Consider the following 17,959-nt stretch of genomic DNA (forward strand, 5'->3'; position numbering starts at 1 on the left):
AACGTTATTACTACACGTTAACCTAGCAAATAAGTGCTTTTGTATTATGTATTAAAGATAATCTTAAAGCGTTGATAAAACAATCACTCGTCAATTTGACTGTTCAATAACTAAACTAAAAACATAAGCAATTGAAAAATATAAATATTAATCCCTATATTACCTTTAGTCATATAAAACTAAAAAAATAACTTAAAATAATTTAGTCGATAAAAATAATTTAAAATAACCGTTGCGTTTTACAAAAACCAAAATTAAAAAGCACTACTAAGTTAGTTGTTACTAACAGATCTTTTACTCTAAAAAAATCAACCAAAAAACGATATTTTTTATCGCTTGCATTGTAAGGCAAACCTCACTATCTTGTGATTAGATTTTTAAAAACCCCAAGATATAGTGCATTTTTCATTCAGGGACACATTGAGTGATATACGACTTATATCGTATAAAGGACATCTTGAGGCATTTAACATTTTAATTACCTATTGTGGGTGATTAAAAACAACAAATAGATTTACAGGTCATTCATGAATAACAACCTTTTTGTTACAAAACGCAACGGTTCTAAAGAGCCAATCGACTTAGAGAAAATCCATAAAGTTATTGCTTGGGCTGCTAACGGCTTAGACAATGTCTCGGTATCTCAAGTTGAACTTAAATCACATATTCAGTTTTACGATGGTATTAAAACTGCTGATATTCATGAGACCATTATTAAATCAGCTGCTGATTTAATTTCAGAAGAAACACCAGACTACCAATATCTAGCTGCTCGCTTAGCGATATTTCATTTGCGCAAAAAAGCTTATGGCCAATTTGAGCCACCAAAGCTATATCCTCATGTTATAAAGTTAGTAGAAGCCGGCAAGTACGATGAACATTTATTAACTGATTACACGCCTGAAGAATTCGAGCAACTAGAAAGCTTTATGGATCACGCACGTGATTTAGATTTTAGTTACGCGGCTGTAAAACAGTTAGAAGGTAAATATCTTGTACAAAACCGTGTAACGGGTGAAATTTATGAAAGCGCGCAATTCCTTTACATATTAGTAGCAGCGTGTTTGTTTGCAAAATACCCTAAAGAAACACGTTTAGAATACGTTAAAGGTTTTTACAACGCTATTTCAACCTTTAAACTTTCATTACCTACACCTATTATGGCCGGTGTACGTACACCTACACGCCAATTTTCATCATGTGTACTAATTGAATGTGGCGATAGCTTAGATTCAATTAATGCAACGTCTAGCTCTATCGTTAAATATGTTTCTCAACGTGCAGGGATTGGTATCAACGCTGGTCGAATTCGTGCATTAGGTAGTACCATTAGAAATGGTGAAGCTTTTCATACCGGTTGTATTCCTTTTTACAAACTCTTTCAAACAGCCGTTAAAAGCTGTTCGCAAGGTGGTGTTCGTGGCGGCGCAGCTACGCTATTCTACCCATTGTGGCATTTAGAGGTTGAAAGTTTATTAGTACTTAAAAATAACCGTGGTGTTGAAGAAAACCGCGTTCGCCATCTTGATTACGGCGTGCAGTTTAATAAGCTTATGTACCAACGTTTAATAAAAGGTCAGTCAATTACCTTATTTAGCCCTAGCGATGTACCGGGTTTATACGACGCATTCTTTGAAGATCAAGACAAATTTGAAGAGCTTTACGTTAAATACGAAGCGGACGAATCAATTCGTAAAAAGTGTATAAAAGCAATTGAGTTATTTACACTATTTGCTCAAGAGCGTGCAAGTACAGGTCGAATTTATTTACAAAATGTCGATCACTGTAATACACACTCACCTTTTGACCCAACTGTTGCACCAATACGTCAAAGTAACTTATGTTTAGAGATTGCCTTACCAACTAAGCCAATGGAAGATGTAAACGATCCAAACGGTGAAATTGCTCTTTGTACTTTGTCAGCGTTTAACTTAGGCGCTATCGACAACTTAGACGAGTTATCGGGTTTAGCAGACTTAGCCGTACGTGCTTTAGATAGTTTATTAGATTACCAAGACTACCCTGTTCCTGCAGCACACACAGCTACCATGGGACGTCGTACACTCGGTATAGGTGTTATTAACTACGCTTACTACTTAGCCAAAAATGGTGTTTTCTATTCAAACGGGAGTGCGAACAACCTAACACATCGTACGTTTGAAGCGATTCAATACCATTTATTAAAAGCATCTAACGAATTAGCGATTGAACAAGGTGCTTGTCCTAAATTTAATGAAACGCGTTTATCACAAGGTATTTTACCTATCGATACTTACAAAAAAGAAATCGATAACATTACCGGTGAGCCTTTACACTTAGATTGGGAATCATTGCGCGCAAGCATTAAAAAGCATGGTGTTAGAAACTCAACAGTATCAGCATTAATGCCGTCAGAAACATCATCTCAAATTTCTAATGCAACTAATGGCATTGAACCACCACGCGGTTTAATCAGTATTAAAGCAAGTAAAGATGGCGTTTTAAAACAAGTTGTTCCTGAGTATCAACGATTAAAAGACAACTACGAGTTACTTTGGAATATTCCAAATAACGAAGGCTACTTGCAATTAGTTGGCATAATGCAGAAGTTTATTGACCAAACTATATCTGCTAACACTAACTACGATCCTGCGCGATTTGAAGGCGGTAAAGTACCCATTAAACAAGTTTTAAAAGACATGTTAACTGCCTATAAACTCGGTGTTAAAACTATGTATTACCATAACACTCGCGATGGCGCTGACGACAATCAAATTGAAGTTGAAGACGATTGTGCCGGCGGTGCGTGCAAGATATAACGTCTACAAGAGGAAAACAGCAAGTTTTCCTCTTTTTTTACCAGCCAATTTGTAAAAAATTAAACATAATAACAACTAGATTAACCAACACTTAGTAATGAAATACTGCCCTATGAGCGTACTATTTCAAGGAGAAATAAATGTCGTACACTACGTTTAACCAAACAGCTAACAATGCTTTGTTAGAGCCAATGTTTTTGGGGAACAGTGTTAATGTTGCACGATACGATCAACAACGCTATATGGCGTTTGAAAAACTGATTGAAAAGCAGTTATCCTTCTTTTGGCGTCCAGAAGAAATTGATGTATCTAAAGACCGTGCCGATTGGCAGAGTTTAACTGAGTCTGAAAAACACATATTTATTTCTAATTTAAAATATCAAACCTTATTAGACTCTATGGCAGCACGCTCGGTAAATGCTGTTTTACTACCACTTGTGTCTCTGCCAGAAGTAGAAACGTGGGTAGAAACTTGGGCATTTAGTGAAACCATTCACTCTCGTTCATACACGCATATTTTGCGTAATTTATTTACTGACCCAAGTGAAGTATTCGACGACATTATGGTTAACCCGGCAATTTTAAAGCGTGCTTCAAGTATCGCCCAATATTTTGATGCCGTAATTATCACTACACAGTTGTTGCAGTCTCAAGGCCCTGGTAGTTATGAAGTTGACGGCAACACTATTGAAGTTAGCGAACGTAAACTAAAAGAACGTCTTTTCTTAGCAATATGCTCTGTTAATGCCCTAGAAGCGATTCGTTTTTATGTTAGCTTTGCCTGTTCATTCGCCTTCGCTGAACGTGAGTTATTAGAAGGTAATGCAAAAATTATTAAACTGATTGCTCGTGATGAAGCCTTGCACTTAACGGGTACTCAACACATGTTAAATAACTGGATGTCAGGCAGAGACGATCCAGAAATGCAAGAAATTGCCACTACGTTACGTGAAGAAGGCAAACAAATATTCATGGACGTGGTAGATCAAGAAAAAGAATGGGCTGATTACCTATTTAAAGATGGCTCTATGATCGGTCTTAACGCTGCAATTTTAAAACAATATATCGAATACATCAGTAATCAGCGTTTGGCTGCAATTGGTTTCGATGCTCCATACGACGTGAAAAGTAACCCATTGCCTTGGATGAATTCATATTTGGTTAGTGATAACGTGCAAGTTGCTCCTCAAGAAACTGAAATTTCAAGCTACCTAGTTGGACAAGTTGACTCGTCTGTATCTAGCGATGATTTTGACGACTTCGATTTATAGTATTTATGTCTTTTAGTATAACCATCGAGGAACAAGAAATAACGTTTCTCGATGAAGATAAAAATATATTGAACACCCTAGAAAGAAAAAATATAGAATCACATTTTCATTGCCGAGATGGTTTTTGTGGTGCATGTCGTTGTACCTTAAAAAAAGGCACAGTTGAGTACCACGAATACCCACTCGCTTTTATCGGCGACAATGAAATTCTCACCTGCTGCTCCTACCCTACTTCTGATATTGAATTGGTTATTGAATAATTCACATTATCCCATGCTCAATTAACATCATTGAACATTCATTTAACAAGTCACGTTATTAACGTTAACAATGTTAAATACCGCCGATAAAAACCTAAGATAAAAATATTTACACATAAAAAAAGCAGCGTATTAACGCTGCTTTTGGCTATAACCGACTGTTTATTTAATAAGTTAGCCTGTAATAGTTTGATAGATAACAGGTACTTGATCAGCTTGCTTCTCACCAATATCTAAAGCGGCTAAATACTGCTGACTTGCTCTAAGCGCTGCATCTTCATCTTTAGCATGAACGCGTGCTAACACATCGCCACGATTTACTAGGGTGCCGGTAGGTAATACACGGTCAAAGCCAACCGTATGATCAATTTGCTGACCATTGGCTGTACGGCCACCTTTCAAACCTACAACCGCTAAACCAATATCACGAGTTTGCATGCCATTAATGTAACCATGATCTGAAGCAATAATATCTTGAACGTAGTTTGCACGTTCCATCGAGCGCCATGGATCTTCCATAAAGTCGCTTGGCCCACCTAATGCGTGGATCATTTTGTTGAACTTTTCAGCAGCAGCACCAGAAGATAATGCATGGTTAATTTTTGTTAAAGCTTGCTCTTCGTTGTCAGCAACTTTAGCACTTACTAACATGGCTTTAGCTAATGAAACAACAACAGCATGTAAACGAGGCTCACGTAACGAGCCGTTTAAGTATTTAACGGTTTCAGCCATTTCTAAAGCATTACCTGCAGTAGCACCTAATACTTGGTTCATGTCAGTAATAATTGCTTGTGTTGGCACACCAGCGCCATTAGCAACATTAACAATACTTTGTGCTAAGGCTTTAGCATCGTCAATATTTGACATCATGGCACCATTACCAACTTTTACATCCATCACTAAGCTATCAAGCCCTGCTGCTAGCTTTTTAGATAAAATAGAAGCTGTGATTAATGGAATAGATTCTACCGTCGCAGTAATATCACGAATACCGTATAAACGTTTATCTGCTGGCGCTAAATTATCGGTTTGCGAAATAATCGCCATACCTAAATCTTTTACAATCCCTTTAAATTCAGCAATACTTGGCTGAACATTAAAGCCTGCAATACTTTCTAATTTATCGGCTGTTCCGCCAGTATGGCCTAAGCCACGACCTGCAATCATAGGTACGTAAGCACCACAAGCTGCAACAATAGCCGCTAGCATAAAGCTCACTTTATCGCCCACACCACCTGTTGAATGCTTATCAACCACTGGACCATCTAATTCAGGCCAAGATAATACATCGCCTGATTGTTTCATCGCCATGGTGAAGTCAATAATTTCACGTGTTTCCATACCTTGTTGGAAAATCGCCATGGCCATTGAGCCAGCTTGAGCATCATTAAAATCTTTTGTTACTAGGCCATCTACAAAGCTTTGAATTTGTTCTTTAGACAGCGAGCCACCATTACGTTTGGTGCGAATAATTTCTTGAGGTAATAACATTAACTAGAGTCCTTATATTTCCAGTAAATCTTTAGGTGTAAAAGCATCTGGTAATAGTTCGTTAACTGTCCATTGCTTTTTATCATTATTATGGTTAACAGCCATCACGAGTGCGTCAGGTGCTAAAAACTCAACAATAACTTGTCGACAAGCACCACATGGTGGCGTTAATTTTTCTTGATTGGTATAAATAACTATCGCTGAAAACGACTTCTCACCTGAGATAACGCCTTGTGCTAAACAATTGCGTTCAGCACAAACCGTTAAGCCGTATGAGGCATTTTCAACATTACAGCCTTTAACTACCTTGCCATTAGCTGTTAACGCAGCAGCACCCACATGAAAGTTGCTATAGGGCGCATAGGCATTTTCAAAGCCTTCTTTTGCAGCATTAACGAGTGTTAATAATTTATTTTCTTCTATCTTCATCATTAAAAAGCCTTTATCTGACCATGTGGTCAACTTATATTCTATCCTAGTAAATCACTAGAGGAAAAGCAACCTATATAATCAATAATTACGGGCTATGATGTGCCAATAAACAATTTCCAATACCGTGAAAATAAAAAAGCCAACATAACTGTTGGCTTTTTAAAAAGGTATTACTTAGTAGATATTAGAAAGTGTATTTAACACCAATCTTCATACTCCAAGTAGACTCTCTATCTTGGAATCTAGCTGGTGTCTCACCTTCACTAACATTTGCAGATTCATAAACGTATTGACCCGCATCGTTGATACTATAATCTAATATCTCTGTTGCTGATTGACCAAATGGTAATTGGTAAACACGTGCAGCACCTTCATCAAAAATAGCTAGCGCATTTTTAATGTCGATATAGAATAAACCTTTATGACCTTCTAAGAAACCTGGGATTTCTTGTTCAAAACGTAAGTCCATAGTCGTTGTCCATGGCGCAGTATAGTCGTTCTTACCAAGGTAGCCGCCATCAGAGCTAATACCAGCCGTTGCTAATTCAGCCATAATTTCGTCGTAGCTTAAACCGTTAGCAAAATCAACCGCACCATCGCTAGCACTTGTTGGAATGTAAGGTAAATTAGCTGTAGTAAGATCTAACTCGCCAGATAAACCAGTACGGTTATTGTAGCCTAGCAAGTAGCTAAATGGACGACCTGATTTGCGTTCCCAGAACATGTGCATGCCAGTGTTGTAACCTTCAAACATTTCAGTGTTATATGAAAGGTTGAACGTTAAACGATGCTTAACTTGGTAAGCTGACGTACCAATAGTTGGGTTCTCAGGATCTATAACTGGGTTAAAGTTGTATGCCGTATTTGAAGAAGTACCGGTTGCATCTACACGATTACGAATAGTTGAATGCGTGTATGAAAAGTTTGCTTTAAAGCCATTTTTCCAATTTTTAGCTACTGATAATGTCTCAATCATTGTATGACCGCCAGATGTATTAGTTAATAATACATCTCGTGCATCTCTATCAGCGTCAGCAAAAGTATAAATTGGACGACCTTCAACAGTTAAACCGCCATTTCCTTTTGAAGTATCTAAAGTACGAGAAAGATCAGACCATGCCATATCTTTCTGAATATCTTTATAAAGAATTTCACCACTTATGCGCCAGTCATCACCTAGTCCGATATCACTTAAATCAGCAACGTAATCAGCTGCTAAGCTATACTGCCATGTTGTAGGAACTTCGAAGTTTGGATCAATTGCGTCAATATTTGAATTTGGTCCACCTAACTCAGATTGAGCAATTTGATCTTGTGCATGTTGTGGAATACCACTTGGATCAGCATTTTGTAAGAAAGTATTAGCGGCTATATCATCACCGAAGCTTCGATATAATGCGATTCTTGAGCCATCATTTGTAAATGCATTAGAGATAAATACATTTGGTCGGCCGCCACTAAATAAGCCAGCACCACCACGAATGGTTAAATCATCAGTTGCAGTCCATGTAAAGCCTAGACGAGGTAATAACACATCTAAACCATCAAGGTTTTCATTGTTTGAAAAACCATAACGATCATAAAAACTTTGGTTAAAGTTAGGAGCATCATCATTTACAGTTAATTCATAACGTAAGCCATAAGTTACGTTAAGTGAGTCATTAACATCCCAGCTATCTTCAATGTATAATGCATGGTTACCAAGGGCAAATTCAGCGGCTGCATCATCACGGTTTAAGCTTGGGTTATTTTGGTATTCAAACCAATCAGCTTGACCTGCTTCAAAGTCATCTATGCTATCGAAATACCATGAACCTAAGTAATGTTGCATGAAAATGTTATAAACTTCTACTTCTTCGTATTCCCAACCAAAAGAAATAGCATGATCTTCGTATAAGTATTCACCACTTGCACGGAATTGGAAAGTTTCATTAGTTAGTTCATTTGCATGACGACTGTCATCAGAACCTAACATAATTTCGCCACCGTTTACGGTGTCAATTTTAACTTCACCAAACTCATAACCACCAAGTGAAACTTGTCCGTTAACAGATTCTTTTTTTGAAACTTTAATTTCTGTTGAGAAATCTTCAGTCCAGTAAGAGAATAATTGAGCAACGTAAGTATCAAATTCATTCGAACGGTTATACCAATGAGAAGAAAGGTATAAATCATCTGAATTACCAGAGCCTTGGTTACCCGCACTGTTACTAGAACCGTGTGAATAGGTAAAGGTTGCACGATGATCTTCGTTGATGTTCCAGTCTAGTTTCAATGAGTACTTTTCATCTTCTAGTGGAATAGAATCGTCCCAGCTTCCAGCATCATAGCCATATTTGTCACTAGCAATGTTAATTACACGATCAACTTCAGCTTGAGATACTTGAGTAACTTCATTAGCAACACCAGATCCTAAAGGACCTTTGTCAACAGAACTTGGTGATTCAAAAGTTTCGTAAGATGCGAAGAAAAATAGTTTATCTTTAATGATCGGACCGCCAAACGTAGCACCCCAAGTTTCTTCATCAAATTTTAAATCAATTTTGTCGCCATCGTCTGTTTCAGGAGTACCAGCCCAAGCATCTTTTGCTTGTTCTATAAACATAGAACCATGGAATTCATTTGTACCTGATTTTGTAACAACGCTTACTTTACCACCAGAAAAACCGCCTTCTTTAGCGGTAAATGGTGCAATGGCAACACTGATTTGATCAATTGAATCAAAAGAGATTGGTGAACGTTCTGTAGGGTAACCATTACCGGCTAAACCAAAATCATCATTAAGGTTTACACCATCAACAGCCAAACTGTTATATCTTGGGTTACTACCCGCTAGAGATAAAGTATTGCCATCATTACCAACAACAGCCATTGGGTTTTGACGAACAATGTCTTTCAAGTCACGGTTGAAAGCAGCTGATTTAGTTAAATCGTCGCCACTAAATACACTAGATGAACCTTTTGACGGGTCAAAGAATGTTGAAGAACCTGTAACAGCAATACGTTCAATATTAACATCGTCTAAAACTTCATTAAGACGGAATACATCGCCTAACGAGATATAAATACCTTCTAATTTTTTATCAGCATAAATATCAGAGTCAATCGTTACCGTGTATGGACCACCAACACGAAGACCTTGTGCAGAGAAGTTACCCGTATCGTTAACTTTTAAAGTTTTACGAGTACCTGAAGGCTCATGAACTATGGTAATCGTTGCATCTGTAACTACATTACCGCTTGCAGTTAAGATATTGCCACGAATTGACGATGACGTATCATCAGCCATAGCTGATGTTGACAACCCTAACGCAAGTACAACTGCGCCAGTAATGCGTGAGAGACGATGAGTTTTCATCATAATATTCCTTGGTATAAGTTAGTGTTTTGTTTTGTAAATATTTTATTAAAATGTTTTTTAAAGTTTTACTTAGCTAATTATTCATCTTTTTATTGTTTTATAAGCTTCTGCATGTGAAATTAAAACAGAGTTTTATTACATTTTCATTACAAAATTTTACACCTATTTGTTTAAAAATTTACATTTTACAAACAAATAAAATACAAAAACACAGAGGCACCTAATAAACACTTCAATAACAATAACTTAAACAATCAATTTAAACATAACAAAAAAACACTTATAACCATAAACTGCTCATTAGACATTGATTATAACAAAAAATGATAAAAACATACCGTTTGGTCAAGATAAAATAAAGTATGATTTTAGCTCTATTTTTTAAGGGCTGTATTAGTGTAAAGAATATAACCATGACAAAAAATGAAATTATAAGTAGGTATATTTTCTTGTGAAATCCTACAAAACGTATTAAAACAGTGCCTTAAATATGTATTTAAATTAAACTGACCAAGAACTGTCGAGCCTGGCTATATTACTTGAGAATAATCAACCCGATTAATTGGCAACACATATAGCAAGATTACGCTAAGGTTCGTATGGACCGAATAAGTGTAATATTGGCTTAATAGAATTACGTTAACAAAAATATAATTATAAAAAGGTTAATCACGTGAGTAACAATAACAGCAATGAAAAGCAAGGAAGCATTCGCGCTAGAAGTGAGGCTATAATTTTAAAGGCCGCCCAAAAAGAGTTCATATTACAGGGCTTTAAAGGTGCTACCGTTCAGTCTATAGCCGATAACGCAGGGCTACCTAAAGCTAATGTTTTGTATTACTTCAAAAATAAAGAAAATATATACCATGCTGTATTACAGTTAACACTTGATACTTGGGACCAAGGTATCGGTGAACTTGATGTTGAGGACGGCCCTGTTGTTGCTATTGAAAAGTTTATTGCCTCTAAAGTTAAAATGTCTTTCGAACATCCAGAAGCCTCTAAAATTTATGCAATGGAGATTATTCAAGGCGCCTTGCACTTAAAAGAGTTTGCACGTACGTACCTTCGTCAATGGGTTCGTGAAAAAGCGAAAGTATTTCAAGTATGGATTGATAGTGGCGAAATGAAAGATATTGATCCCGTAAAGCTTATTTTTTTAATTTGGTCTTCAACTCAACATTATGCCGATTTTGAACAACAGATATTAACGATAATGAATCGCGCTGATTATGAAGAAGATGATATGACTCAAGTAACACAATTTTTAACTGACTTTATATTGCGTGGTTGCGGGTTAAAGTAGGAACTTTGATGAAATTATTTACATTTTTATTAACAACGTCCTTATTAATAAGCCCAGGGATAGTAATGGCAGAAAGAATCAGCAAAACAACATCTTCCATACGTATTGCCACTTTCAATGTGAGTATGGAAGCTTTAAATTATCTCCCCTCTGAATTAGGTAGAGAAGCTAAACCTACGGGTAAAGAATTAGCGCAAGCATTGAAACAAAACCATCAACAAATTAGAAATATTGCTGAAATAATCCAACGCGTAAATCCTGATATAATTTTGTTAAATGAATTTGACTCAAATGATAAAACTCATCAATCATTGAAGCTTTTTTTAAGTGAATATTTAGCAAAGAGCCAGCAAGGTGAGAACGCTATAAACTTCCCTTACTTTTATCAAGGGCCTGTCAACACCGGTGTTGCATCAGGTTTTGATTTAAATAATGACAACAAAATAGGAGAATTACCCAGCGATGCCTTCGGTTATGGACTTTTTCCCGGACACTTTGGTATGGCATTATTATCTAAGTATCCAATAGTAGAAGATAAAATAAGAACATTTCAGCTATTTAAATGGCGAGATATGCCTAATGCCATGATGCCTATCGATCCAGAAACAAAAGCACCATGGTTTAATGAAAAAGCCTGGAACAACTATCGCCTATCTTCTAAATCTCACTGGGATATTCCTTTAAATGTTAACGGAGAAGAGTTGCATATTTTAGCAAGCCACCCCACTCCACCCGTGTTTGACGGACCTGAAGATCGCAACGGAAAAAGAAACTTTGATGAAATACGTTTTTGGATTGATTACTTAACCCCAAGTGCCGCCAGCTATATTTACGACGACAAAACCCAATATGGTGGCCTTAGCGAAAATAAAGCCTTTGTTATCTTAGGCGATTTAAATGCTGATGCTGTCGATGGAGATGCGATTAAATCTGGTATTCAAAGCTTAATTTCCCATGCACGTGTCAATGATCCTACACCTTTTAGTGAAGGCGGAAAACTTCACAAAAAGGACAACCCTAACGCAAAATATCACACAGCCTATTGGGGCATGCGTGCCGATTACGTATTACCTGCTAAACAGCAACTACAGGTCATTAACTCGGGTATTTTTTGGCCCACAGTCAAAGAAGCTGAGTTTAGATTAATTAAAGACCGTGCTGCTTCATCAGATCACCGACTAGTTTGGGTCGATGTAGCATTTAAAGAATAAATTTATGAACAAACAACAGCTTAACTTAAGCTGTTGCACTTACCTTTTACCCTTATAAAGTTAGCGGATATCAATATGAAAAAATTCATTCCAAGCTTATTAACCAGTTTGTTAATCATGTCTTGTAGTCAACTTCAAGCGGCACCAACCAAATTAAACACCAGCGCGGCAGATAATATGCCCAAGAATATTATCATGGTTGTCGGTGATGGCATGGGACCAGCTTTTACCACAGCTTATCGTTATTATAACGACAACCCAAATACTCCTGAAATTGAAAAAACTGTGTTTGATCGCAATTTCACAGGTACCAGTAGCACCCACCCTGATCCTGAATCTGGCTATATTACCGACTCAGCAGCAAGCGCTACAGCGTTATCTACCGGCATAAAAACTTACAATAATTCGATAGGCTTAGATATAAACAGATTGCCGGTTGAAACCGTTTTAGAATATGCAAAAAAACAAGGCAAGAAAACCGGCGTTGTTGTTACCGTACAAATAAATCACGCAACTCCTGCTTCGTACTTAGCTCATAACGAACATCGTTATAACTATAACGCTATCGCTGACAGCTATATTGATGACGGTATAAAAGCAGATCTATATTTAGGTGGCGGCTGGAAATATTTTATCCGTAAAGATAGAAACTTAGTTGACGAGTTTATTGGTTCTGGTTTTCATTACATCGATAAATATAGCGAAATAGACTCTATTCCTAACGATAAGCCGGTATTAGGGTTATTTGATAAAACCAATTTACCTTGGGCATTAGACGATACCAACAAACACCGTTTATCAATGATGACCAAAGCAGCTACCAAGCAATTAGAAAACAAGCATGGTTATTTCATGCTAGTTGAAGGAAGCCAAGTAGATTACGCCGGACACGCGCGAGATATTGCTGCGGCAATGGCAGAAATGGACGACTTAGCAAAAACCATTGAATACCTTGAAACTTATGTAGCAGATAACCCAGATACATTAGTAGTGATCACGGCAGACCATAGTACTGGTGGTTTAACTATTGGTAAAAAAACAGCACGCACAGACCCAAACATTAATAGTAAATACTTGTGGCGACCTGAATTTATTAGAGCCATGACTATGTCACCACAAACAATGGCGAGTAAGTTTGTTGAAAATGATTTAAGCATAGAAAAAATTAATGAATTCATGACTTTTGATATTACCGAAGCTGACTTAGCTAACTTAAAAGCAGCAAAGGTTATCGACCTAGATATTATGACGCAATTCAACCAATTATCTGCTGCCGAGAAAAAGGGCAAAAGAGCGCCAAGAGCTTATCAATCTGTACTTAACGTAATGACCAAAATCATTGATATAAAAACGAATACTGGCTGGGGATCAATTAGCCCATCAGGAACGCATACTGGCGTTGATGTCCCCGTATTCGCTTTTGGTAAAGGTAGTGAAAACTTCAATGGCTTTCAAGATAACACCGATATTGCTAAGAAAATATTTACCTTGCTAGGTAAGAAATAACTTAGTATTCGTTAGCCATAGGCAGCCAAAATGCATGATTTTTTAATACAGTTATATAGAAATTAATCATTAAACGCTAATATTGAATCAAGTTAAAAACGTCGAGTAATTCACTCGGCGTTTTTGTTTATTAAGCTTAAATGATTAAAGCTTAAATGATTAACCTTAAACGACTTACCACACAATAAGTCAAATCTATAAAGCCAAATATTAAACATAATAGCTATCAACAGCTCAACGCCTAAATTTCTCACTGAAATTCAGAGTATAAAAAGCCATCATCAATTTCACACTTTGATGATGGAATGATGGCTAGCAGGATTTCGAAATTAAGCTTTTCTTTTAAAGCAGATAAACTAACAAAAAATAGTGAGTTACCAGCTTGCATAAGCCTTAATCTTTATTGAGCTCATCATGCAATTCAATATTAAGCTCTAAAACGTTTAAATCGCCTTCTTTTTTATCAAGATTTATCGAGAAACTTTCATCTGATACTTTAATATATTTACGTAAAACCTTCAGAATATCTTCGGTGAGTTGCGGTAAATAATCAGGCTGCTTATTACGGCTATTACGTTCGTGAGCAACAATAATTTGCAGACGTTCTTTAGCCTTAGAAGCTGTTGTTACCTGCTTTTCTTTTTTAAAAAAATAATCAAGCAATGCCATGTTAACCTCCAAATAAACGACTAAGAATGCCTTTTTTCTCGGCTTGTATAAATCTAAATTCAACCTCTTCGCCAAGTAAACGTTCAATAACGTCCTGGTAGGCTTTACCTGCATCGCTTTCAGTATCTAAAATTACCGGTTCACCGGCATTTGATGCTTTAAGTACCGCTTGGGATTCAGGTATAACACCTAGTAAAGGTATTGAAAGAATATCTTTAACATCTTCTACGCTGAGCATCTCACCTTCTTCTACACGTTTTGGTGAGTAACGTGTTAGTAATAGGTGTTCTTTTATTGGCTCTAAACCAAGTTCTGCTCGGCGAGAGCGACTAGCTAACATACCTAAAATACGATCAGAGTCACGTACTGAAGAAACTTCAGGATTGGTAGTTACAATGGCTTCGTCAGCGTAATACAGAGCCATCATAGCACCTGCTTCTATACCTGCAGGCGAGTCACAGACAATAAAATCGTAGCTTTTACCTAGCTCTTCAAGCACTTTACCCACATTTTCTTTATTTAATGCATCTTTATCACGTGTTTGCGAGGCAGGTAATATTGACAGGCTGCTAACACGTTTATCTTTAATCAACGCTTGATTTAATGTTGCTTCACCATTGATAACATTGACAAAATCATAAACAACACGACGTTCGCACCCCATGATTAAGTCAAGATTTCGTAATCCAATATCAAAATCAATTAAAACAACTTTATGACCCTTCAACGCAAGGCCAAGGCCAATAGCAGCACTTGAGGTAGTTTTACCCACACCGCCCTTTCCTGATGTAACAACTATTATTCGTGCCATAGACCGAATATCCTTTATAAGTTAAATGTTAAAGTTAAATAAGTTTTGACGACGTTAATTCGCTGTCAGTCAAATGAATATATACAGGTGAGCCCCAGTGCGCTTCCATTGACTCACTAAGCCAATAGTTGCCATTAATAGAAACCAACTCTGCTTCAAGATTTTGGCAATATATTTGTGCTTTATGATGACCTTTAGCACCTGCAATTGCTCTGCCGCGTAGCGAACCGTAGATATGTATATTACCATCGGCGATCACTTCAGCGCCGGCTGAGACTGAACCAATAATGACAAGGTTTTGCTCTTTCGCATAAAGCTGCTGGCCAGAACGAATTTGCCCTCGATGAACTTTATCGGTATATAAATGACAAGTTGTTGCTGGAGTTGTTGAACCTGTTTGTGATGCTGAACTTTGTTTAGCTGCAGTATCTTTAACTAGCGTACTTTTATCAGCAGCGCTAGCCTTAGCAGTGTTAACAAAAGAAAAACCTAGTTGGCGAATAACTTGACGTTGTTCTTTTTCAATCGCACCTGTAAAACCAACAAAGATAAAATTAAACTCTTCTATTAAGGCTTTTACTGCTTGATAATCAATTAAGCCTGCTACTTGTTCAATACTGACTACAACAGGAACTAAATGAAAGAAATCAGGGGCTTGTGCTACTTTTTTTGTTAAATCAGCACGAATATGGGCTAACATGGATGTTTTTAGATGTAAAACAGATAGGGTAAAACTTGACCCTTTAAATTCAATACTGGCATCAGCCATAATGAAGTTATTCCTAAATGAAGCAACAATCTGTGTTTAGACACTCATTATTTACAATGATAATATCTACATTGATAATATTTACAAAGTGTTGCCAATATTACCGTTATCTTAACTAACCGATAACGGTAATACTAATAAATGAAACATTGCTAATCCAAGCTATTAATAAACTTACTTATTTACTTGGCTTAAACTATTTTTTAAAGTCGAAATTAAAGCAGCTTGCCCATCTTGAATACAATTAACTTTATTATTTGCTACAAGTAGTGAATAACTTAAATTAATTGACGCAACTAATAATGTACGCTCATTGGTAGCCATACCTTTTTGTTGCTTGATATCATCACATATAACAGCCAGGTTAGCCGCAGCCTGCTTAAAATCTTCTGCTTGCTCTGCTGAACAAGAAAACTTGTGCTGCTTGCCCATAATTTCAACGTTGATACCGATAGGGTCTTCAGCAAACATTAACTAAGCTCTTCTACACTTTGTAATTTGTCTAAAATGCTTGTTACAGCATTGCTGGTTTGCTTCTGCTTTTCTTCACTTTCAAGTACTTCGAGTTGCAACATTTCATTTTCATCAGCCAATAATGACTTTTGCTGCTCTAAAGTTGCCACTTGGCTTTTTAGTAAGGTATTTTTCTCAATGATCTGTTCAATCAGTTGTTCGAGTTGAGGGAGAGTATTTTCTAACATAAGGCGCTCTTGTTAACTGTATAAATAAAAGCGCAAACTTAATCTAAACTGAGACAAAATGCTACTGTTTAACAAGATTTAAAGCTGAATTTATGTAACAAATATTAACGACAAGCCAAATGAACACACAGAGTATAAAAAACAAACATTTATAACAAAAAACATACAGTTAATTTAACTTTACATAGCAGTGGCTGTAACGGTTTATAATCTGTTAACTCGGCTATAAAAATCAATTAATTAACCTTAAGTAGTGTTTAGCCATATAAAGCTACAGTAACAACAAAAGAGTTTTTTGTCCTATCTAGGTAATATAATCTATTCGCGAGTCATTACGTTAAAATCTAGCTTGTGATAATTGAGTATAATAGCTAATATCAACATAGTTAATAGCCATAAATGGATAGCATCACTATGAAGAATAAGGTCAGTCTATCGGTACTAATGCTTTTCTCAATCTTATTCAGCATGACGAGTGCAGCAGAAAAGTTAACGGTAGTTTTTGGTGAAAAGTTAGCACCTTGGGTTTTAGCTGATACCGATGAAGGAATTATCATCGATATATTAAAAGCCACACTTACCCCCTTAGGATATGAAATTCAACCGTTATACATGCCTTATGCGCGACGAACACATGCTTATAAATACGGTAATGTAGATGCAGTTTCTGATATGAATTTGAATACGATTAACCAACACAATTTAAAAGGTTACTTCTCAGATAATGCTTATGCTTATGAAAATTTTGCTTTTAGTTTGCATAAAAATAAATTTAATTTTACCCAAATAGAAGATCTTAAAAACCATAGTTTACTTTCGTGGCAAGATGCTGCAATTCATTTAGGTGAAGCATACGCGAAAATGGTGAATAGTCATGACAGTTATAGCGAGACCTTTGATCAATTAGTACAAGTTAAAATGCTTTATTTAGACAAATTTGACGTTGTACAAATGGATGCGAATATTTTTGATTACTATCGAGTGCAGATAATAAATGATGGCAAAATAAATGCCACTCAACAAGTTGACCGTTTTGGGCTATTTGGTGAAAGTCCGAATGGTTTTTTATTTAAATCAGAAGCGTTACGAAACAAATTTAATACGCAGCTACTACGCATAAAGAAGTCAGGTGAATACCAGAAAATATTTGATCGTTACTTAACTACCGGTAACACTGGTACGGAAAAGATAAAAAATTAAATCACTTAATTTGTACTCAAGCTAGAGTTAATTTCTTTCAGCTAATCAATAACGTAAATTTTAAAGTTTATTTTGCATTTAGATTTTAATAAGTCATGCATCAGTAAAAATAACACATACCATAAATAATCTAACTAGCAACAAAGTCATGCTAGACACAAAATATATTATCC

At 36.4% G+C, this 17,959-nt stretch carries 15 protein-coding genes; 7 read left to right on the forward strand and 8 right to left on the reverse strand.

The window, feature by feature from the left end; genetic code table 11:
• Positions 1-527 precede the first annotated feature (527 nt).
• From nrdA to yfaE, 3 genes are all read left to right on the forward strand, one after another.
• Positions 528-2,798 carry a class 1a ribonucleoside-diphosphate reductase subunit alpha gene (nrdA, locus tag B6A32_RS10500; protein ID WP_085303707.1) on the forward strand — a complete coding sequence of 757 codons (2,271 nt, stop codon included), beginning with the start codon at positions 528-530 and terminating at the stop codon, positions 2,796-2,798.
• Between the two features lie 140 nt (positions 2,799-2,938).
• A complete protein-coding gene (gene nrdB, locus B6A32_RS10505; RefSeq protein ID WP_085303709.1) occupies positions 2,939-4,069 on the forward strand; it encodes a class Ia ribonucleoside-diphosphate reductase subunit beta in 1,131 nt (376 codons plus the stop codon).
• Between the two features lie 5 nt (positions 4,070-4,074).
• Positions 4,075-4,329 carry a class I ribonucleotide reductase maintenance protein YfaE gene (yfaE, locus tag B6A32_RS10510; protein ID WP_085303711.1) on the forward strand — a complete coding sequence of 85 codons (255 nt, stop codon included), beginning with the start codon at positions 4,075-4,077 and terminating at the stop codon, positions 4,327-4,329.
• A 174-nt stretch (positions 4,330-4,503) separates the two neighbouring features.
• Here the strand turns inward: yfaE and deoA are convergent, their stop codons facing one another.
• The 3 genes from deoA to B6A32_RS10525 all read right to left on the reverse strand — a co-directional run bounded on the left by deoA (position 4,504) and on the right by B6A32_RS10525 (position 9,613).
• Positions 4,504-5,820 carry a thymidine phosphorylase gene (gene deoA, locus B6A32_RS10515; protein WP_085303713.1) on the reverse strand — a complete coding sequence of 439 codons (1,317 nt, stop codon included), beginning with the start codon at positions 5,818-5,820 and terminating at the stop codon, positions 4,504-4,506.
• A gap of 12 nt (positions 5,821-5,832) precedes the next feature.
• The gene (locus tag B6A32_RS10520; RefSeq protein ID WP_233131383.1) at positions 5,833-6,282 is read right to left on the reverse strand and encodes a cytidine deaminase; all 450 of its coding nucleotides are present in this window, start codon (positions 6,280-6,282) and stop codon (positions 5,833-5,835) included.
• Positions 6,283-6,436: 154 nt separating this feature from the next.
• On the reverse strand, positions 6,437-9,613 hold the full coding sequence (locus tag B6A32_RS10525; RefSeq protein WP_085303716.1) for a TonB-dependent receptor: 3,177 nt from the start codon (positions 9,611-9,613) through the stop codon (positions 6,437-6,439).
• 673 nt (positions 9,614-10,286) lie between these two features.
• On the opposite strand from B6A32_RS10525, the gene B6A32_RS10530 reads away from it, so the two are divergent.
• From B6A32_RS10530 to B6A32_RS10540, 3 genes are all read left to right on the forward strand, one after another.
• The gene (locus B6A32_RS10530; protein ID WP_085303718.1) at positions 10,287-10,919 is read left to right on the forward strand and encodes a TetR/AcrR family transcriptional regulator; all 633 of its coding nucleotides are present in this window, start codon (positions 10,287-10,289) and stop codon (positions 10,917-10,919) included.
• An 8-nt stretch (positions 10,920-10,927) separates the two neighbouring features.
• Complete coding sequence (locus tag B6A32_RS10535; protein WP_085303720.1) at positions 10,928-12,130, forward strand: endonuclease/exonuclease/phosphatase family protein; 1,203 nt, start codon at positions 10,928-10,930, stop codon at positions 12,128-12,130.
• A 75-nt stretch (positions 12,131-12,205) separates the two neighbouring features.
• On the forward strand, positions 12,206-13,636 hold the full coding sequence (locus tag B6A32_RS10540) for an alkaline phosphatase (protein ID WP_085303722.1): 1,431 nt from the start codon (positions 12,206-12,208) through the stop codon (positions 13,634-13,636).
• 393 nt (positions 13,637-14,029) lie between these two features.
• Here B6A32_RS10540 and minE read toward each other — a convergent pair whose 3' ends face one another.
• The 5 genes from minE to B6A32_RS10565 all read right to left on the reverse strand — a co-directional run bounded on the left by minE (position 14,030) and on the right by B6A32_RS10565 (position 16,586).
• Positions 14,030-14,305, reverse strand: coding sequence for a cell division topological specificity factor MinE (minE, locus tag B6A32_RS10545; RefSeq protein WP_085303724.1), 276 nt, complete (start codon positions 14,303-14,305; stop codon positions 14,030-14,032).
• 1 nt (position 14,306) lies between these two features.
• Positions 14,307-15,116: a septum site-determining protein MinD gene (gene minD, locus B6A32_RS10550; RefSeq protein WP_085303726.1), complete on the reverse strand. Its 810-nt coding sequence runs from the start codon at positions 15,114-15,116 to the stop codon at positions 14,307-14,309.
• A gap of 34 nt (positions 15,117-15,150) precedes the next feature.
• Entirely contained in the window at positions 15,151-15,885 is a 735-nt protein-coding gene (minC, locus tag B6A32_RS10555) for a septum site-determining protein MinC (RefSeq protein ID WP_085303728.1), read from the reverse strand.
• A gap of 174 nt (positions 15,886-16,059) precedes the next feature.
• Positions 16,060-16,356: a cell division protein ZapA gene (locus tag B6A32_RS10560; RefSeq protein WP_085303730.1), complete on the reverse strand. Its 297-nt coding sequence runs from the start codon at positions 16,354-16,356 to the stop codon at positions 16,060-16,062.
• Positions 16,356-16,586, reverse strand: a complete 231-nt coding sequence (locus tag B6A32_RS10565) for a DUF904 domain-containing protein (RefSeq protein ID WP_085303732.1) — start codon at positions 16,584-16,586, stop codon at positions 16,356-16,358. The genes B6A32_RS10560 and B6A32_RS10565 overlap by 1 nt, the downstream gene beginning before the upstream one ends.
• Before the next feature lie 399 nt (positions 16,587-16,985).
• Between B6A32_RS10565 and B6A32_RS10570 the strand changes: the two genes are divergently transcribed.
• Positions 16,986-17,786 carry a substrate-binding periplasmic protein gene (locus B6A32_RS10570; RefSeq protein WP_233131384.1) on the forward strand — a complete coding sequence of 267 codons (801 nt, stop codon included), beginning with the start codon at positions 16,986-16,988 and terminating at the stop codon, positions 17,784-17,786.
• Positions 17,787-17,959: the final 173 nt, after the last annotated feature.

The sequence above is a fragment of the Colwellia polaris genome (genome assembly GCF_002104515.1).
GTDB lineage: Bacteria > Pseudomonadota > Gammaproteobacteria > Enterobacterales > Alteromonadaceae > Cognaticolwellia > Cognaticolwellia polaris.